At 35.8% G+C, this 17135-nt stretch carries 16 protein-coding genes; 8 read left to right on the top strand and 8 right to left on the bottom strand.

Translation table 11 applies throughout. From position 1 onward, the window contains the following. Positions 1-26: 26 nt before the first annotated feature. The 3 genes from C245_RS0115925 (at position 27) to C245_RS0115935 (ending at position 4766) form a co-directional block, all read left to right on the top strand. Positions 27-1742 carry a gliding motility-associated C-terminal domain-containing protein gene (locus C245_RS0115925; RefSeq protein WP_198288056.1) on the top strand — a complete coding sequence of 572 codons (1716 nt, stop codon included), beginning with the start codon at positions 27-29 and terminating at the stop codon, positions 1740-1742. 154 nt (positions 1743-1896) lie between these two features. Further along, the gene (locus C245_RS0115930) at positions 1897-2814 is read left to right on the top strand and encodes a type IX secretion system membrane protein PorP/SprF (protein WP_026110108.1); all 918 of its coding nucleotides are present in this window, start codon (positions 1897-1899) and stop codon (positions 2812-2814) included. 11 nt (positions 2815-2825) lie between these two features. Next, entirely contained in the window at positions 2826-4766 is a 1941-nt protein-coding gene (locus C245_RS0115935; RefSeq protein ID WP_017497611.1) for an OmpA family protein, read from the top strand. Between the two features lie 379 nt (positions 4767-5145). Here C245_RS0115935 and C245_RS0115940 read toward each other — a convergent pair whose 3' ends face one another. The 7 genes from C245_RS0115940 to pyrR form a co-directional block, all read right to left on the bottom strand. Beyond that, complete coding sequence (locus tag C245_RS0115940) at positions 5146-5658, bottom strand: CAP domain-containing protein (RefSeq protein ID WP_017497612.1); 513 nt, start codon at positions 5656-5658, stop codon at positions 5146-5148. A 171-nt stretch (positions 5659-5829) separates the two neighbouring features. Then, positions 5830-6474, bottom strand: a complete 645-nt coding sequence (gene pdxH / locus C245_RS0115945) for a pyridoxamine 5'-phosphate oxidase (RefSeq protein ID WP_017497613.1) — start codon at positions 6472-6474, stop codon at positions 5830-5832. A gap of 112 nt (positions 6475-6586) precedes the next feature. Further along, positions 6587-7492: a ribonuclease Z gene (locus C245_RS0115950; RefSeq protein ID WP_017497614.1), complete on the bottom strand. Its 906-nt coding sequence runs from the start codon at positions 7490-7492 to the stop codon at positions 6587-6589. Positions 7493-7588: 96 nt separating this feature from the next. Continuing rightward, the gene (locus C245_RS0115955; RefSeq protein WP_017497615.1) at positions 7589-7921 is read right to left on the bottom strand and encodes a hypothetical protein; all 333 of its coding nucleotides are present in this window, start codon (positions 7919-7921) and stop codon (positions 7589-7591) included. 128 nt (positions 7922-8049) lie between these two features. Continuing rightward, complete coding sequence (locus C245_RS0115960; protein ID WP_017497616.1) at positions 8050-8979, bottom strand: aspartate carbamoyltransferase catalytic subunit; 930 nt, start codon at positions 8977-8979, stop codon at positions 8050-8052. An 84-nt stretch (positions 8980-9063) separates the two neighbouring features. Next, entirely contained in the window at positions 9064-9705 is a 642-nt protein-coding gene (locus tag C245_RS0115965; protein WP_017497617.1) for a hypothetical protein, read from the bottom strand. A gap of 18 nt (positions 9706-9723) precedes the next feature. Then, complete coding sequence (pyrR, locus tag C245_RS0115970; protein ID WP_017497618.1) at positions 9724-10263, bottom strand: bifunctional pyr operon transcriptional regulator/uracil phosphoribosyltransferase PyrR; 540 nt, start codon at positions 10261-10263, stop codon at positions 9724-9726. Positions 10264-10556: 293 nt separating this feature from the next. Here pyrR and C245_RS0115975 point away from each other — a divergent pair, with 293 nt between their 5' ends. The 5 genes from C245_RS0115975 (at position 10557) to C245_RS23180 (ending at position 14267) form a co-directional block, all read left to right on the top strand. Further along, positions 10557-11159, top strand: a complete 603-nt coding sequence (locus C245_RS0115975; RefSeq protein ID WP_232424372.1) for a Crp/Fnr family transcriptional regulator — start codon at positions 10557-10559, stop codon at positions 11157-11159. Between the two features lie 72 nt (positions 11160-11231). Next, positions 11232-12308 carry a DUF418 domain-containing protein gene (locus C245_RS0115980; RefSeq protein WP_017497620.1) on the top strand — a complete coding sequence of 359 codons (1077 nt, stop codon included), beginning with the start codon at positions 11232-11234 and terminating at the stop codon, positions 12306-12308. A 194-nt stretch (positions 12309-12502) separates the two neighbouring features. After that, on the top strand, positions 12503-13153 hold the full coding sequence (locus tag C245_RS0115985; RefSeq protein ID WP_017497621.1) for a class I SAM-dependent methyltransferase: 651 nt from the start codon (positions 12503-12505) through the stop codon (positions 13151-13153). Next, a complete protein-coding gene (locus tag C245_RS0115990) occupies positions 13128-13637 on the top strand; it encodes a Crp/Fnr family transcriptional regulator (protein WP_017497622.1) in 510 nt (169 codons plus the stop codon). The genes C245_RS0115985 and C245_RS0115990 overlap by 26 nt, the downstream gene beginning before the upstream one ends. Before the next feature lie 57 nt (positions 13638-13694). Next, complete coding sequence (locus C245_RS23180; RefSeq protein ID WP_017497623.1) at positions 13695-14267, top strand: DinB family protein; 573 nt, start codon at positions 13695-13697, stop codon at positions 14265-14267. A 56-nt stretch (positions 14268-14323) separates the two neighbouring features. Here C245_RS23180 and C245_RS0116000 read toward each other — a convergent pair whose 3' ends face one another. Beyond that, positions 14324-17068 carry a fibronectin type III domain-containing protein gene (locus C245_RS0116000; RefSeq protein ID WP_017497624.1) on the bottom strand — a complete coding sequence of 915 codons (2745 nt, stop codon included), beginning with the start codon at positions 17066-17068 and terminating at the stop codon, positions 14324-14326. Positions 17069-17135: the final 67 nt, after the last annotated feature.

Consider the following 17135-nt stretch of genomic DNA (forward strand, 5'->3'; position numbering starts at 1 on the left):
TGTTTCGAATATCGTAAAAGTAAGTGGTGCTTTTTGTGGCCTCTCAAGGTTGTGCTAATGCCGGAACGTATACCAATACCTGGACTGCGAAAGACGATTGTGGAAATACTTCTGATACTTTTACTCAGGTGATTACCATTCAGGATACTTCAAAACCAACATGGTCTACACAAACTGCTTCTTTAAACAAAACTGTAGAATGCAGTGACACAGCAGCTTTAACTGCCGCACAGGCTTTATTCCCAACGGCTACAGATGCTTGCGATACTAATGTTTCGAACATCGTAAAAGTAAGCGGTTTATTTGTAGCTTCTGAAGGTTGTTCTAATGCCGGAACGTATACCAATACCTGGACCGTGAAAGACGATTGTGGAAATACCTCAGATACTTTCACTCAGGTGATTACTATTCAGGATACTACAAAACCAACCTTTACAGGGGTGCTGCCTGCCGATATTACAGTTTCTTGTGATGCAGTACCTCAACCGGCAAATATGGAAGCTTCCGATAATTGTAGTGGTAACTTACCAATTGTTTTCAGTGAAATAAAAAGCAATACTGAAAATCAATGTAGTACAAATTATACTTTAACTCGTAAATGGACCACCAGTGATTGTAGTGGAAATACAATTTCTTACACTCAGATCATAACCGTTAGAGATACTACTCCACCTACAGGAACAGCTCCAGTAAATGTAGCAAATCTCCAAACTATTGCTGATATCCCAGTTGGAAATCCGAGCGACATAACCAATGCTGTGGATAATTGCAGCAGTACGGTAAACATTACTGTAAGTGACGCCAATAATGGAGGAAGCGGTTGTGATGGAAGTCCTTACATCCTAACAAGAACTTATACTTTAACAGATTGTGCCGGTAATAAAACACTACTGACTCAAACCTTTACTGTAGAAAACAAAGTTTCTGTATCCGGAGTTGCTACAAATGTGAACTGTTCGAACGGAAGAACTGGTTCAATCCAGGTAACTAGTAGCCCAGGTTCGACCGTTATCATTAAAAATGAAAAAAATGAAACTGTTGGAAATACCAATTTACCGGCCGGTACATACACTCTTACAGCAACATCTTCTGTAAACAAAGGAAATCAAGCCTGTACTGCAACTGCAACCGTTACAATCACAGCTGCTCCTAATGAAACAACGACTGTTAGCAGTACAGCCTGTAACGATGATTCAACCATTATTAACTTGCTATCATTGTTACCTGAAAACACTCCTACTAACGGAATCTGGGTAGATAACAGTAATACCAACAGCATACAAGGAAACAATTTTAATCCTTTAGGTCTGGCAATAGGTAATTATACATTCGAATACAAAATACCTGATGCCAGCTGTCCAAGAAGTATTGTACTGAATATGGCAATAAATGATGATTGTAAAGTACTTGCCTGTGGAAGTATAGTAGTTCACAATGCTTTCTCTCCAAATGGTGACGGAATCAACGATGTCTTCACTATAGACAGTATTGGTGATACCACTTGTTATCCTGAGAATGATGTAGAAATCTATAACCGTTGGGGGGTATTAGTATTTGAAACACACAATTACAACAATCAAACCAATGCCTTCGACGGAATTTCAAGAGGCCGAACCACAGTGAAACAATCTGACGGACTACCAACGGGAACTTATTTCTACATTATTAACTACAAATCACTCGACGGAAATAATGTATTACAGAATAATAAAAAAGACGGATATCTTTATTTATCGAAATAAAAAAAGACCATATCTCATTGCATAGCAAGCACATAAAGCAACAATTTACAATTAATTAATAAAAAAATCCTTATTTTTGAATATACAAATGCATAGACTTTTTTACAATTTAAATTGAAAAAAAGTAGTACTAATGAAAATAATAAATACCACTATGAGAACAAAATTATTTTTCTTCGTCATTATGTTTGTAACAATTGCGAGCTATGCACAGCAAGATGCACAATTTACGCAATACATGTACAATACCATAAACATTAATCCGGCTTATGCAGGATCGCGAGGAGCTTTAAGTGTTTTTGGATTATACCGCACCCAATGGGTTGGACTCGACGGGGCTCCTGAAACCAGCGCTTTCTCAATCAATAGCCCAATAAATAATAGTAATTTAGGAATCGGAGCCTCTTTAGTAAATGATAAAATTGGCCCAACTAACGAAAACAACTTTTCTGTTGACCTTTCCTATACTGTTCAAACCTCAGCCGATTTTAAACTTTCGTTTGGTATCAAAGGAACAGCCAACCTGTTCAATTTGGATGTCAGCAAATTAAATCCGGAGAGTCAGGGAGATCCACAGTTTCAGGATTTAAACAATAAGTTTTCGCCGAATGTGGGAGCCGGAGTCTATTGGCATTCTGATAAAGCATACATTGGGTTATCAGTACCTAATTTTATCGAAACCAATCGGTACGATGATAATGATTACGCCATTTACAAAGATAAAATCAATTATTATTTAATAGCCGGATATGTGTTTGATCTTGATAGACTTCAATACATCAAATTCAAACCCGCTTTACTGACCAAAATGGTCGAAGGAGCACCACTTCAGGTAGATGTTTCTGCCAACTTTATGTTCATGGATAAACTTGTGGTGGGAGTTGCCTACCGATGGAGTGCTTCACTTAGTGCTATGGTAGGATTCCAGATTACTGACGGCCTCTATCTTGGTTATGGTTACGATCGCGAAACCACACGTTTAAACAACTATAATTCAGGATCACATGAGATATTCCTGCGTTACGAATTCTTCAAAAACAATGGTAAAATGACAACGCCACGTTTCTTCTAAAAATAACGATTATGAAAAATTATATACTCCTTTGCTTAACAATTATCTGTTCTTTTTCAGCCGGCAGTTATGCGCAACAATCGAAAATTAATACTGCCGATAAGAACTACGATAATTATGCGTATATCGACGCTATTAAAACCTATGAACGTGTAGCTGATAAAGGATACAAATCGGAAGATTTGTTTAAGAAGCTCGGAAACTCATACTACTTCAACTCTAATTTTGAAGCTGCTGCAAAATGGTACGGTGAATTATTTGCGATGAACACCGTTGTTGAGCCAGAGTATTACTATCGATATGCACAATGTCTGAAATCAAGCGGACAAACCGATAAGGCCAGTAAAATTATGACTGAATTTTTGGCTAAATCTAAAAACGACGACAGAGCAAAATTATATGCCGAGGATGTAAACTATCTGGACAAAATCAAAGCCAATTCCGGCCGATACAAAATTGAAGATGCCGGAATCAACTCTAAATACTCTGATTACAGTTCCTATGTTTACAACGGCAAAATATACTTTGCCTCTGCCCGGGATACCGGAAACTTTTCACAACGTAAACACAAATGGACCGGAGAATATTTTACGAATTTGTATTTTGCCGATACAGACCCTCCTGCCAACAGTACAGTGAAAGTCAATAAATTCAAAACCTCTCTTAATACAAAGTTTCACGAGTCTTCTCCCGCTTTTACAAAAGACGGACAAACGGTTTACTTTACCAGAAACAATTATATAAACGGTAAAAAAGGAAAAGATGACAACAAAATTACTTTAATCAAAATATACAGAGCCACTCTTGAAAACGGAAAATGGACCAACATAACCGAACTTCCTTTTGACAGTGATAATTACAGTACGGCACATCCTGCACTTAGTCCAGATGAGAAAACACTGTATTTCGCCTCAGATATGCCCGGAACAGTAGGACAATCTGATATTTACAAAGTAAGCATCAATGGCAATGGCAGTTATGGCACACCTATGAACTTAGGTAAAGTCATAAATACACAAGGAAAAGAAACATTTCCGTTTGTTACCAGCGATAATGAAATTTATTTTGCTTCTGACGGACATCCCGGACTAGGCGGTCTGGACGTTTTTGTAGGCCAAATTGAAGATAACGGAACCATAAGCAATATTCAGAATCTTGGAGCGGATGTTAACTCGCCTAAAGATGATTTTGCCTACATTATTGATCCTGCATCCAGAAGAGGCTATTTTAGCTCTAATAAAGATGGCGGACAAGGTTCTGATGATATCTACAAATTTCTCGAAACAAGAAAACTGCAATGCATACAAGAGCTAAACGGAATCATTACAGACGCTGAAACCTTAGCTGTCTTGCCAAACACAAAATTAACCTTGTATGACAATCTGGGCAATATAAAAAACACGACTATTTCAGATGCAACCGGTTTTTACAGTTTCCCTGTTGAATGTGGAAAAACATATAATGTAAGAGCCGAAAAAGAAGAATATACAACCAAAGAAATCAATATTACCATTGGAAAACTAACCGGAAAAACCAGTCTTCCTATTGCTTTGGATAAATCCGCCTGTAAAGTCACCATTGGCGATGATCTGGGCAAATGTTTTGGTATCAAAATGATTTACTTTGATCTGGATAAATCAAATATCCGTACAGAAGCTGCTCTGGATTTAGAAAAAATACTTGATGTCTTAAACAGCCATCCAACGATGAAACTTGATATTCGTTCCCACACAGACAGTCGTGCTACACATCAATACAATGAAGCCTTATCCGACAGAAGAGCTAAATCAACGATTGCATGGCTGGTTAAAAACGGAATCGCTAAAAACAGACTCACCGGAAAAGGATATGGAGAAACCCAACTGGTAAATGGCTGTTCCGATGGTGTACCGTGTACAGAAGAACAACATCAAATGAACAGAAGAAGCGAATTTATTATCACAGCCTTGTAAAAAACCAAATTCAAAAATTCTAAAAAAACGTAATATTTTAAACTCTAAAATTCCAAATTCCAAAAACAGATTAAACACTGATTGGAATTTGGATTTTTTTTTTTAAAACTTGTAAATAACTCTTTTAAAATTCCGTTCTCGTGAAACGAACCTGTATGATTCGTCTTCTTTATTTATTTGGGATTAGGCTTTACACAAACCCTAGTTTTCGTCACTCATAGCGTTTAACCTTATGCTTTGTTTAGACTCTTTGAGAACAACTAACCCACTTTTACATCAGTACACCTTAAGGACTAATTTCATACATAGCCAAAAAAAAATCGTTGCAATTCTCTGAATTACAACGATCAATAAAAACTAAACCAGTTCAATATTTTCTCTACATCTTCACAAAGATGTTAGTATAGTATTTCTTTCCGCTTTTAGGGTCAATCGAAACTGACAAACCAAAATGAGTATAATCTCCTTCAATATTTGCCTTGTGTCCGGGGCTATCGAGCCAGGCTCTTAAAGCAGCCTCAGAAGTTTTATAATTGTAAGCAACATTTTCGCCTACTTTTTTAGCACCTAAAACACTCATGATATTATTCGAACGTGAAGTAAAATCATTATGATCAACCACATTGTTTGCGATCATGTATTTGTTGTGTTCTTCGCACTTAAATGAAACGTGATTGATTCCTTTCAGAGTATTCAAACCAATACTTACCCGATAATCATTGATAAGTTTCATCGATTCGATTTCAGAATCATTGTAATTGTAGTTAGCAACGACAGCCTCGGCTGTAGCAGGGCTTTCGCTACCCTCTGCGCTGTCCGCTGAACAGGAGCTCATTGCAACAAGTAGGGCAACTATTGCAACGAACCTCATGTTACGCATCATCTTTTTCATAATGACATAGTAGTTTAATTTTTAAAGTAGATGTTGGGGCAAATCCTTTAAATATTTATTAAAATAAATTGACTTGTTTCTTTCTCAAACTTATTCAATTTATCGTTAAACTACAAATAATATCGATAAAATACGCAATAATTTCACAATCAAATGTAATAATCCTACAAGCTAAGAGGATAATCTTTCAATCTTCCATGAAAAGTCAGATTGGCTTTGGTAACGAATTCTGTCATGCAATCTATTGGGTCTCCCCTGCCAAAATTCTACCTCTAAAGGAGTTACTAAAAAACCACCCCAATTTTCAGGTCTTGGAATGTGTTTTCCTTCGAACTCTTTTTCCAGTTTTTTCAAATTTTCTTCCAAAAAAGTTCGGGACGGAATCACTTCGCTTTGCTTCGAAACCATCGCACCCAATTTACTTCCATCAGGACGAGAATCAAAATAACCATCTGATATGTTCTCTGATGTTTTTACAGCGATTCCTTTTATGATTACCTGGCGTTCCATCTCCTCCCAGAAAAAAGACAAACAAACATGCGGATTTGCAGCTATCGCCTTCCCTTTTTCCGAATCATAATTAGTATAAAAAATAAAACCTTCCTCTGAAAATTTCTTTAATAAAACCACTCTGGATTTCGGGAAACCATCCAATCCAATTGTCGAAACTGTCATGGCATTAACTTCTCCGTTTCCACCAAAATCTTCTACCTCATGAAACCATCGGTTGAACAAATTGATTGGGTCTTCGGGAATATTGGTTTCCAATAATTCACTCTTTTCGTAAGATTTTCTATAATTGCTTAAATCGTTCATGATTATTGATTTTAGATTGTAGATTGTAGATTTTTTGATTACGAATTCTTACAAATAAACAAATCACCATTTTGTCATTTATAACTCATCCGTACAACTCACATTTCACATTTTAAAACTCAAAACTCCTCCCGTCATCTCCTAAAAGTGTGTTTGGAAAAACGGTTTCGGCTTCTTCTTTAAAACGTTCGATACCATCATAACGTGTTGAATAATGCCCCAGAATTAACTTCTTTGCATTTGCTTTAAGCGCAATTGTTGCAGCTTCTTTTGCAGTTGAATGTAACGTTTTCAGTGCCAAAGCGGCTTCTGATTCCAAAAAGGTAGATTCGTGATACAAAACATCAACATCCTTAATTATAGGAAGTACGTCTTCATGATACACGGTATCGGAACAAAACGCATAACTCATTGACGGAATAGGATCAAAGGATAATTCTTTGTTCTTTATTACGGTTCCATCGTCAAGTGTAACGTCACCACCACCTTTTATTTTTTGAAAATAGGCTGTATGAATATTGTACTGCTGAACCGCTTCTACATTTAATTTTCGATCACCGGGTTTTTCCTGAAACAAAAATCCGTTTGTATACACGCGATGCTTCAACGGAATCGTTTTTACAATCACCTTATTGTCTTCAAAAATAACTTCGCTTTCTTTTGACTCTAATTCATGGAAAAACAATTTATAGGTCGTCCAGGATTCCGTCAATTTTAATTGAAGCAGAATAAGTTCTTTAATCCCTTTCGGTCCGTAAATATGTAAATCGGTCGTTCTTCCTAAAAGAGAAAAAGTAGAAATAGTTCCAATTAATCCATAAAGGTGATCTCCGTGAAGATGCGAGATAAAGATGTGATTTATTTTGGAGAATTTAATCTTATTCTTTCTAAGCTGCACCTGTGTTCCCTCACCACAATCAATTAAAAATAAACGATTTCTTATTTCTAAAACCTGCGAAGTAGGGTTCGTAATTGTTCTGGGAGTAGCGGCATAACAGCCAAGTATGGTTAATTTCAATTTTACTGTTTATTCGTTTATTTGATAAATCGTTTAATCGGCTAAAACTAATTTAAATCGATTAAACCGTTAACCGAATAAACAATTAAACTTATTTTAAAATCCAAGGTCTCTTTCGATTTCCTCCATTTCGATAATATCATGCGCTTCCAAAAGTGACGGAACAACGACTAATTTATCTGAAATGGCATTAAAGTCAAGATCTGAAACTACTATTACAAATGATTTTTTGGCTTTTTTCTGCTGCTTGGCAAGGGGTAAAAAAAGTTTCACCTCTTTTTCCGACACATCACTATCTGCTGATAAATCGATTATAATATTTTGTTTTTCAAAGGTTTTAAACTGTTGCGTTACCCTTTCCAAAAAAGCATTAAAATCTCCCTGGGTATCTTTAATTGTAACGGTATGTCCTTTTTGATCTACTTTCATTTTTTTACTATATACACTTCTGATTTGAAAAGCTAAGGTACGAAGTTTTTTTAGTTTTCAGTTCTTATTCCCAGTTCTCAGTTTTCAGTCAAGACTGAGACTGAAAACCGCGACTGAAGACTATATCATTACTGTTGAATCTTAGATGCGAGCAAATAAATCACCGCCATTCTGATCGCTACTCCGTTTTCGACCTGATTCAAAATAACAGAATGATCGGAGTCAGCCACTTCAGAAGTAATCTCTACTCCTCTGTTAATTGGTCCCGGGTGCATGATTACGATTTCTTTCCCAAGAGAATCCAGTAACGGTTTATCTACTCCGTATTGCTGTGCATACTCACGTGTCGATGGAAAAAAGTTCACATCCATACGTTCGTTTTGAACACGAAGCATATTAGCAACATCACACCACTCTAAAGCTTTACGCAAATTGGGTTCAACTGTGACACCAAGTGATTCAATATATCTCGGAATCAGTGTTTTTGGCCCGCATACTTTTACCTCAGCTCCCTGCATCTTCAAAGCATATATGTTAGACAAAGCTACTCTCGAATGCAGAATATCTCCTACAATGACCACTTTTTTTCCGGCCACATCGCCTAATTTTTCTCTAATCGAATAACTGTCTAATAAAGCCTGAGTTGGGTGTTCGTGTGCTCCGTCTCCGGCATTCACGATACTGGCTTTGACATTTTTGGATAAAAAATAAGCCGCTCCGGGATTGGAGTGGCGCATTACAACCATATCAACTTTCATTGAAAGGATATTATTTACAGTATCAATCAGGGTCTCCCCTTTTTTAACCGAAGACTGGGCTGCCGAAAAACTAATCACATCAGCCGATAATCTTTTTTGTGCCAATTCAAAGGAAAGTTTAGTTCTCGTACTGTTCTCAAAGAAAATATTGGCAATGGTAATATCTCGTAATGAAGGAACTTTTTTAATAGGTCTGTTAATGACTTCTTTAAAATGATCGGCCGTTTCAAAAATCAGGTTAATATCATTTTCATTGATATATTTAATTCCCAATAAATGATCTACGCTTAATTCTTTCATTTTTATTTCTTTAATATTTATTTGTCAAATTCATGAATTCCTGGCATGCTCAGTTTTTCAATACTGCTACAAAGAACAACTCCTTTATTGAATCATTCTTTCTACAACTTCGCTGTAATCCTGCAAATCTCTACCTTCTTCATCAAAAAGATGCTGCCATTTGAAACCTGGAATTTCTATTTTTGTTCTTGCAGATTCATTCCAATTCAGAGTGAAGCCGTTATCTCTTAGAACCTCGGCAACTATTTTACCTACTTCTATTGTTGTCGCATCATCACCATTATCTACTTTCTGGAAAGCGATAAACAAACTTGAATCTTCTATAGCTACACCTCTTGCTAAATCTTGTTCGTGATAAAAACAATATCCATCAGATTCTACTTCGTTTTCACGCAACGCTCTTTCTACCTCAACAACTTCATACTCCCCATCCGATGTGGTATACCCCGCATTATGAAGTGCAATAATATTTCTGTCGGCTAATTCATCAAACGCTTTTATTAATCTTTCCGTATCTGTTGGACTTTTCCATTGTTTACTTTCTGAAAGTAATTTTTGGTTTTCTTCTCTTATTTTATCAAAAGCCCACTCTTCAGAGATTTCATCCTCAAATTCGTTGTCTTCAATTTCTTCCAGAATGTTTTCCTGAATCTCATCAAGAGACAGAAATCCCATTCTAACTTGGTTAAAAATTGATTCATAAATAAAAGCTTCATTCTCTGTCATCCTTTTTTTATTTAATCGTTAATTTGTTATCAAATAGACCACATCTTCACCTTCATTTTCTTTCCAGCTTACCTTAACTTTTTCGTCATTAATAGCATCTACCTGACGACCACGATAATCGGGCTGAATAGGTAAATTGCGGCTAAAACGTCGGTCAATTAAAACTAACAATTCAATTTCTGAAGGTCTTCCAAAAGACTGAATAGCAGTTAACGCGGAACGAATGCTTCGTCCGGTAAACAAAACGTCATCAATAAAAATGACTTTTTTATTTTCGACTATAAAATTGATTTGGGTTTTATTCGCTTCAAGCGGTTTTTCGGTGCGACGGAAATCGTCTCTAAAAAAGGTGATATCTAAATAACCCAGAGAAATTTCGGGCGTTTTGTACTCGCTTTCTAATATTTGTTTCAAACGTTCGGCTAAAAAAACACCTCTTGGCTGAATTCCGATTAAAATAGTATCTGAAAAATCAAGATGTTTTTCGATTAACTGACAAGCCAAACGATGGAGTATGATAGTAACTTCTTTTGAATTAAGTAATACTTTTTGGCTCATAATTAAGTATAATGTTTGGTTGGGCAAATATACAAAATCAGAATTTATTTGTAGTCTCTTTCTAAATACAAATATTTGAATAAATTTTTAACGTTGTAATAGCACAAAGCATTCTCTTTAAATTCCATAGATAACACCGAATTTCAATTTGTCGCTTATGAAACTATACAAGTCAAAGAACCTTTCGTACAACGTCATCAACATCTCTTAACTTAATCAGATCCTTTTTGCTATTTTATTATATTTGACCAACCAAAACACATAAGATTAGGAGAAAAATAATCATCCTGGCTATGATTACTTTTAAAAACCGAATACATACCGAAAAAATGAATTCCTATCTCACCAAAATAGATACTTTTATAAACAGCCTTGATCAGGAAACCTTAGCCGCTTTAAATAACATCTCCACTACCAGGACTTTAAAAAAAGGGGAGTTTTTATTACGGCAAGATGAAATTTGCAGTAAAAGCTATTTTATAGAAGAAGGGATTGTTAGAAAGTACTACCTCGATGATGGAAAAGAAATCACGACAGAATTATACTTTAAAGAGGATATCGCGGTATCTTTTAATAGTTATTGCCTGCAAACGACAAGTAAAGAATTCATTCAGGCCGTCACAGACATCACCGTTTCGCAAACTGACTTTAAAGGCTTTCAGAATGCAAAAAAGCAATTCCCCAAATTGACAGAATTAGATTTGATGCTCACCGAATATTATGCAATTTGGCTGGAGGATCGCTTGTTTCAGTTTCGCACACTGGACGCTACGACCCGCTATCTTAAATTAATTAAAGAGCATTCGCATATTATTAAAAACATCCAGCTTACACATATCGCTTCTTATCTTGGAATATCTTTGGAAACTCTAAGCAGGATCCGGTCCAAAATTTAAATGTATTATTTGACTTAAGTCAAATTCCCCGCGATTTTTCATTTCGACATTTGTTTCATAAAACATAAAAAAATGAAACAAAGAATTATAGGATTTGACCTGGCAAGAGCATATGCCATCTTCGGAATGTTTATCGTTAATTTCAATATGTTTTTTGGCTCCCATAACGACCAAAGTACTGTTGCACAATTTATGTCTCTCTTTAGCGGCAACTCAAGCTCTGTTTTTGTGATACTGGCCGGAATGGGGATTGCGCTTATGACCAACAGAGTTGAATATACTCCTGCCGAGAAAAACAAGCTGAGAAATACCATCCTCAAACGGGCTGGTTTTTTATTTGTCATCGGACTTTTGCTTAACCTGATCTGGCCTGCCGATATTTTACATTTTTACGGTTGCTATATGTTCATAATTGCTTTTTTAATCTTTTTAGACAAAAGGGTTTTTCTGTTTCTGGCGGCTGTGGCGATCTTTGGTTTTCACCTTTTAATTTTTATTGTTCCCTATGAAACGGGCTGGAACATTGCCACTTTTCAATACAAAGATTTTTATACCCTGAACGGGTTTGTCAGAAATACTTTTTACAACGGCTGGAATGCTGTATTCCCCTGGATTGCTTATTTTCTTTTAGGAATGTATCTCGGAAGACTAAACTGGAACAGTAAAAAGATTCAGCAGAAGATGTTTATTATTGGTTTTCTATTATATATCTCGATAGCATTACTTCAATTATTGTCCGGCCAATTTGTACTTTCAGAGAATTTACATTTATTTATCAATGCCGATTATCTCCCTCCGTACCTTCCTTTTATGCTAAGCACCTCCGGATTTGCTCTGATGCTGATTGCCTTCTTTATGTTTATAGGAGAAAAAAACGGAAATAACCAATATGTACAAAATTTTGCACCAACGGGTCAAATGACACTTACGCATTATATTTCACATCTTACCATTGGTTTAATTTTATTTTCTGCACTAACAGGTAATGATCTGGTCCAATATTCCGCAGATCAGAAAGCAACAGAACCAATTTATATTTTACTGTTTTCAATTGCATACTTTATACTCAGTTACTACTTTAGTAAACTTTGGGCAAGACACTTTCAGAACGGTCCATTTGAAGCCCTTATGCGAAAAATAACCCGCTAACTAAATTTTACCGGAACCATTGCCCAATCATTTTGAGTCGGCCATAAACTGTCAAAAAACATCTTTGAAGTTAGAGACCGGACTAAAAGTCTACATCAAAAAAACTATTTCCGTCTCTAAATTTAAAATTATATTTTAGCAGTACAACACTTACCTATTCTTCTTGCTTACAGACCAAACACAAGATTAAAGCTATGGATCAATACAAAGAAACTTTCGAAACCTGGGATAAAATTGCAACTATTTATCAAGATAAGTTCATGGATTTAAAGCTGTATAATGAAACTTACGACTTTTTTTGTGATGCTTTGAAAAACGAACAGCTTCAGATCTTTGAAATTGGCTGTGGTCCGGGAAACATCACAAAATATTTATTATCAAAGAAACCTAATTTAAAAATTAGAGGAATTGACATTGCTCCCAAAATGATTGAATTAGCACAAAAGAACAATCCTTCTGCCCAGTTTGAAGTAATGGATACGCGAGACCTCAACAAAGTAAATCAACAATTTGATGCCATTATTTGTGGTTTTTGTCTGCCCTATTTGTCCGAAGAAGATTGTTCCAAACTAATCAACAGCATTGAAAAAATACTCTGTCCTGGTGGTATTTTTTATCTTAGTTTTGTTGAAGGGCATTCCACTGAATCAGGTTTCATTTCGGGAAGTACCGGCGACCGAACATATTTCTATTATCATAATTTAAAGAACATAGAAAAACAGCTTTCTATACATAATTTCAAAATCATTAAATCATTTGAAGTTAAATATCCAAAATCCGAAAATATTGAAATTCATACGATACTAATTGCTAAAAAAAATGAAAGAAATCATTGCACTTTCTGAAAAAACAATAACCATAAACAGGAATGAATTTCTTAAAGTAAAAGGCAGTATGGACGATACTATTTACTTTGTAGAAAGCGGCAGTCTGCGCCTTTTTGTACTGGATGATGACGATGAAGAACAAATCATTCGATTTGGTTACCAACAAAATTTAATTGTGTCACTGGATTCTTTCTTAACCGGAAGGCCTTCTGATTTGTGTATTCAGGCGATTAAAAAAACAGTTGTAAGGATTATAACGAAGAAGCAAATAGATCAGTTTTTAAAAATTGAAACCAATAAAAACCTATGGATTACTATTTTAGAAAACTTAGTAGTGCAGCAAATGGAACGCGAAATTGATATTTTAACCAATTCTCCAAAAGAAAGATACCGAAGAGTCTTAAGGAGAAGTCCGCAGCTTTTTCAGGAAGTCCCAAACAAACATATTGCCAACTATCTAAGAATGACACCTGAGACTTTATCAAGATTAAAAAAGTCTTGATTTCGATCAATCATTTCCGGAAAAACTTTTTGAAACTTTGCTTCAAAAATTAAACCTATGCAATCAGAAAAACTCATACAGTTACTAATCAATCAAACGAGAGATAGTATCAATCAGGCTAAAAAACTTAAGAATGATACTATACAAACTTTGACCTGGAGAGAAAATCCTGCTTCCTGGAATATTCTGGAATGCATGGAGCATTTGAACTTGTATGGTGATTATTATCTACCTGAGATAAAAAACAAAATAAAGAATTCGAAAACCTCTTCTGAAACCCATTTTAATAGCGGATTTTTAGGAGGTTATTTTGCCAAAAGTATGCTTCCGAAAGAAAAGCTGAACAAAATGAAAACCTTTAAAGACAAAAATCCATTAAACTCTGAGCTTGACAAAAGTGTAATTGACAAATTCATCAATCAACAATTTGAATTATTAACACTACTGGAACAATCCAAAAAGGTGAGTTTAAATCGTATAAAAATCCCCACTTCTTTATCCCGTTTACTAAAATTAAAACTGGGAGATACTTTTCAGTTTTTTATTCATCATATCCTGCGACATCTGAACCAAATAGACACCATAAAAGAATCCATGAAAAAGACAGTTCCCGTACACGAACTGTCATGACCTAAAAAACGAAACCCCACTTACGGATGCAAATGGGGTTTCAAAAAAAAAAAAAACTACTTCACAATTAGTTTAGCCGTAAACAATTTACGGGAATGTATTTTTAGAATATAAACTCCTTTCGGTAAATCCTGATTGATTAGAGAAAACTTATTATTGTTTACATTTTTTGTAGCATATAATAGTTTCCCTTCCATGCTGTAAATTTCTATTTCATCAATAGGATATTCAGATTGAATAAAGGTTTCCGTATCATTCTTTGTTGGATTTGGATACACTCTCAAACCATTATCGATTTTAAATTCATCGTTGTTCAGATGTGGATCGATTACTTCAAAAGAAACTCTGTTTGAAACTTCATTATAAGAATCGTTAGTAAACATTACCAAAAAGTATTTCCCTTTTTCTGTTGGCAATTCTGTAGCAGCAATATTTTTTGTTCCTTCAGAAAGTCCTTCGAAATAGGTATAACTCACCAGAGGTTTTTCATTCGGATTATCTCCATCATGATAAATTCCCAACCAGTCTTTTACAATTCCCGGAGCGTCTGTCCACGAAGCGGTAATCTGCTCGCCCAAATCATAAACCGGTTTATTGATCCATAATTCGGTAACAACTGCTCCTACTTTAAAAAATACTTTGTTTCCAATCGGATTAAATCCGTCCTGTAAATAATACTCGGCATAATAGTAGCCTTTTGGCAGTCCTGTAAAAGATTTAGCATCTGCAGCTGTTGTAACATATTGCCAGCTTGTTGCTGTAACTCCGGATCCGGGATTAACCCCCATTCTGTAAATACCAATCCAGTCTTTTGCCAGTTGCGGACCATTTGTATAATTAATAAGGATGGGAGTTCCAACAGAATACTCGGTTTTATCAGTCGTTAAGGTCGGTACCGGCCCTACATAAAAGTATTTTCGTGGCGCAATTTCTGTGTACCCTCCATTTGAAAATATTGCAGCATAATAACGTCCTTTAGTAGCCAGCCCGCTAGAAAAAGTGATAAATCCGCTGGCACTTCCGTCCGTATATTTCCAGGTTTGCGATGGTGAAGAACCTCCAGGAGTCTGCCCTTCTTTGTATAAACCAATCCACGTTGAAGTACTGGCCGGAGCATCAGTAAAATCAACTTTTATAGGTGTGTTCAACGAATAGGTCAGAGCATCTGTAACTATTGCCGTATTTACATTGTTACTTCCTGTAATCGTAAAAGTCTGAACATCGCTCCATGGCGACCATTCAAGATTACGGTCTCTGTATCTTAACTTCACATAGTATTTGCCATTTGGAAGTGAATTAGAAGCCAAATCCATTTTAGTAATATCTACACCCAGATTGATGTTTACAGTCGAATCTTTCTTAGTGCCATATTTTCCGTATAAATTTTCGAAATCTCGATATACTTCTTTCTTTACAATATCGAATGTTGGTGTTTGAGAAATCAAAAACTGACTGGTATTCAACTTCTCATCTGTAGTTGTCGTATAAGTCGATCCGGAAACGGTTAGCGGCAATGTATTTGTCGCAGTAAAAGTATTCGTAATCGAAGGCTTGGCAGGTGCCGCTTTGTTTTTATATCGATGAAATTCATCCATTAACTGGTTGTTCTTCCATTTATCAACACTTCCAATAGAATAACTTTCAATGTCCATTTTTCCGTTTGTCACGTCAATATCTACAATTTGGTAAATCCAGTTACAAATGGTTTTCTGTACATCATCAAAATCCTGCTCTGTAGAAGATCCCCAATATTGATCCCAGGCCGTACCTCCCGAAATAATATTATAGGTAGGTGTATTTTTCAATTGTCCACGATGATACAAATGATGGTGCGCCCCAATATGCATCGAATATTTTGGAGAAGTTACCAATAACGGCACGGCTGTATTACGAACCCAAGTCGAAATATCACCTACATATTGCTCTGCCTGATAAGGTCTGTGGCTTAAAGAGAAAATCCATTCTACAGTATTATCCGCATTTGCAGCGGTAAGAACTTTTTGCAACCAGCTTAGCTGTTCTGCCCCTGTATGTTCTGAACTTAAACTGATAAACAAAACATTACCAGCCTGCTGTGCATAATAATTCTCTGTTCCTGACGAAATGCCTTTATACGAAAGCTCGCTTATATAAAAATGATCATAATAGGAGTTCATCCCAAGTGTCCCGTAGGTTTCATGGTTTCCTACTGTGGTCTGAATAGGTACATTACCTGATAAACCTCTGTTCTTTTTAAAATGCACATTTTCGTAGTGATCTAAAGTTCCCACATCAACCTGATCTCCCACCATAAAAGTCATAGAGATATTATCATCCGGAGATGCGTCTTTTCCCCATTTCTGTTTTATTTTTCTTTTGGCCGCTGACACTAAAGAATCATAACGCGGAACAGCTTTCAGTTGATTATCCCCCATAATCAAAAACCGAATGTGTCCATTAACTGTTGCTGCTTGTCCCGGATTGGGCAATGTTTTAAAAGAATAAACCGAAGACACATCTGCTCCGGTTTTTATTCTGTAGAAATATTTCGTGTTAGGCGAAAGGTTCGTCAGCTTTGCACTATGGTAGAAATAATTACCCGGATAACCTGAATCTGTAAAAACATTTGTATTACCGGTAACAGTAACATTTAGACTCGATGCTGTTGTTCCGTACTCTACGATAGATTCCGGATTACTGTCCGTTTTCCAGTTAACGTAAATAGATGTTGGTGTCGCGTTTTGCAGATAAGGAAATAATTTTTGCGCTTTTGAAGCATAACTTAGCCCCAGAAGCATAAATAATAAGTAAAGTTTTTTCATACGTTTTTTGTTTAGATCGAACAAAAGTATTGTTCGAAAACGTAATAGCTTTTAAGAGAACATTACC

The organism is Flavobacterium sp. WG21, from assembly GCF_000335775.1.
GTDB lineage: Bacteria > Bacteroidota > Bacteroidia > Flavobacteriales > Flavobacteriaceae > Flavobacterium > Flavobacterium tructae.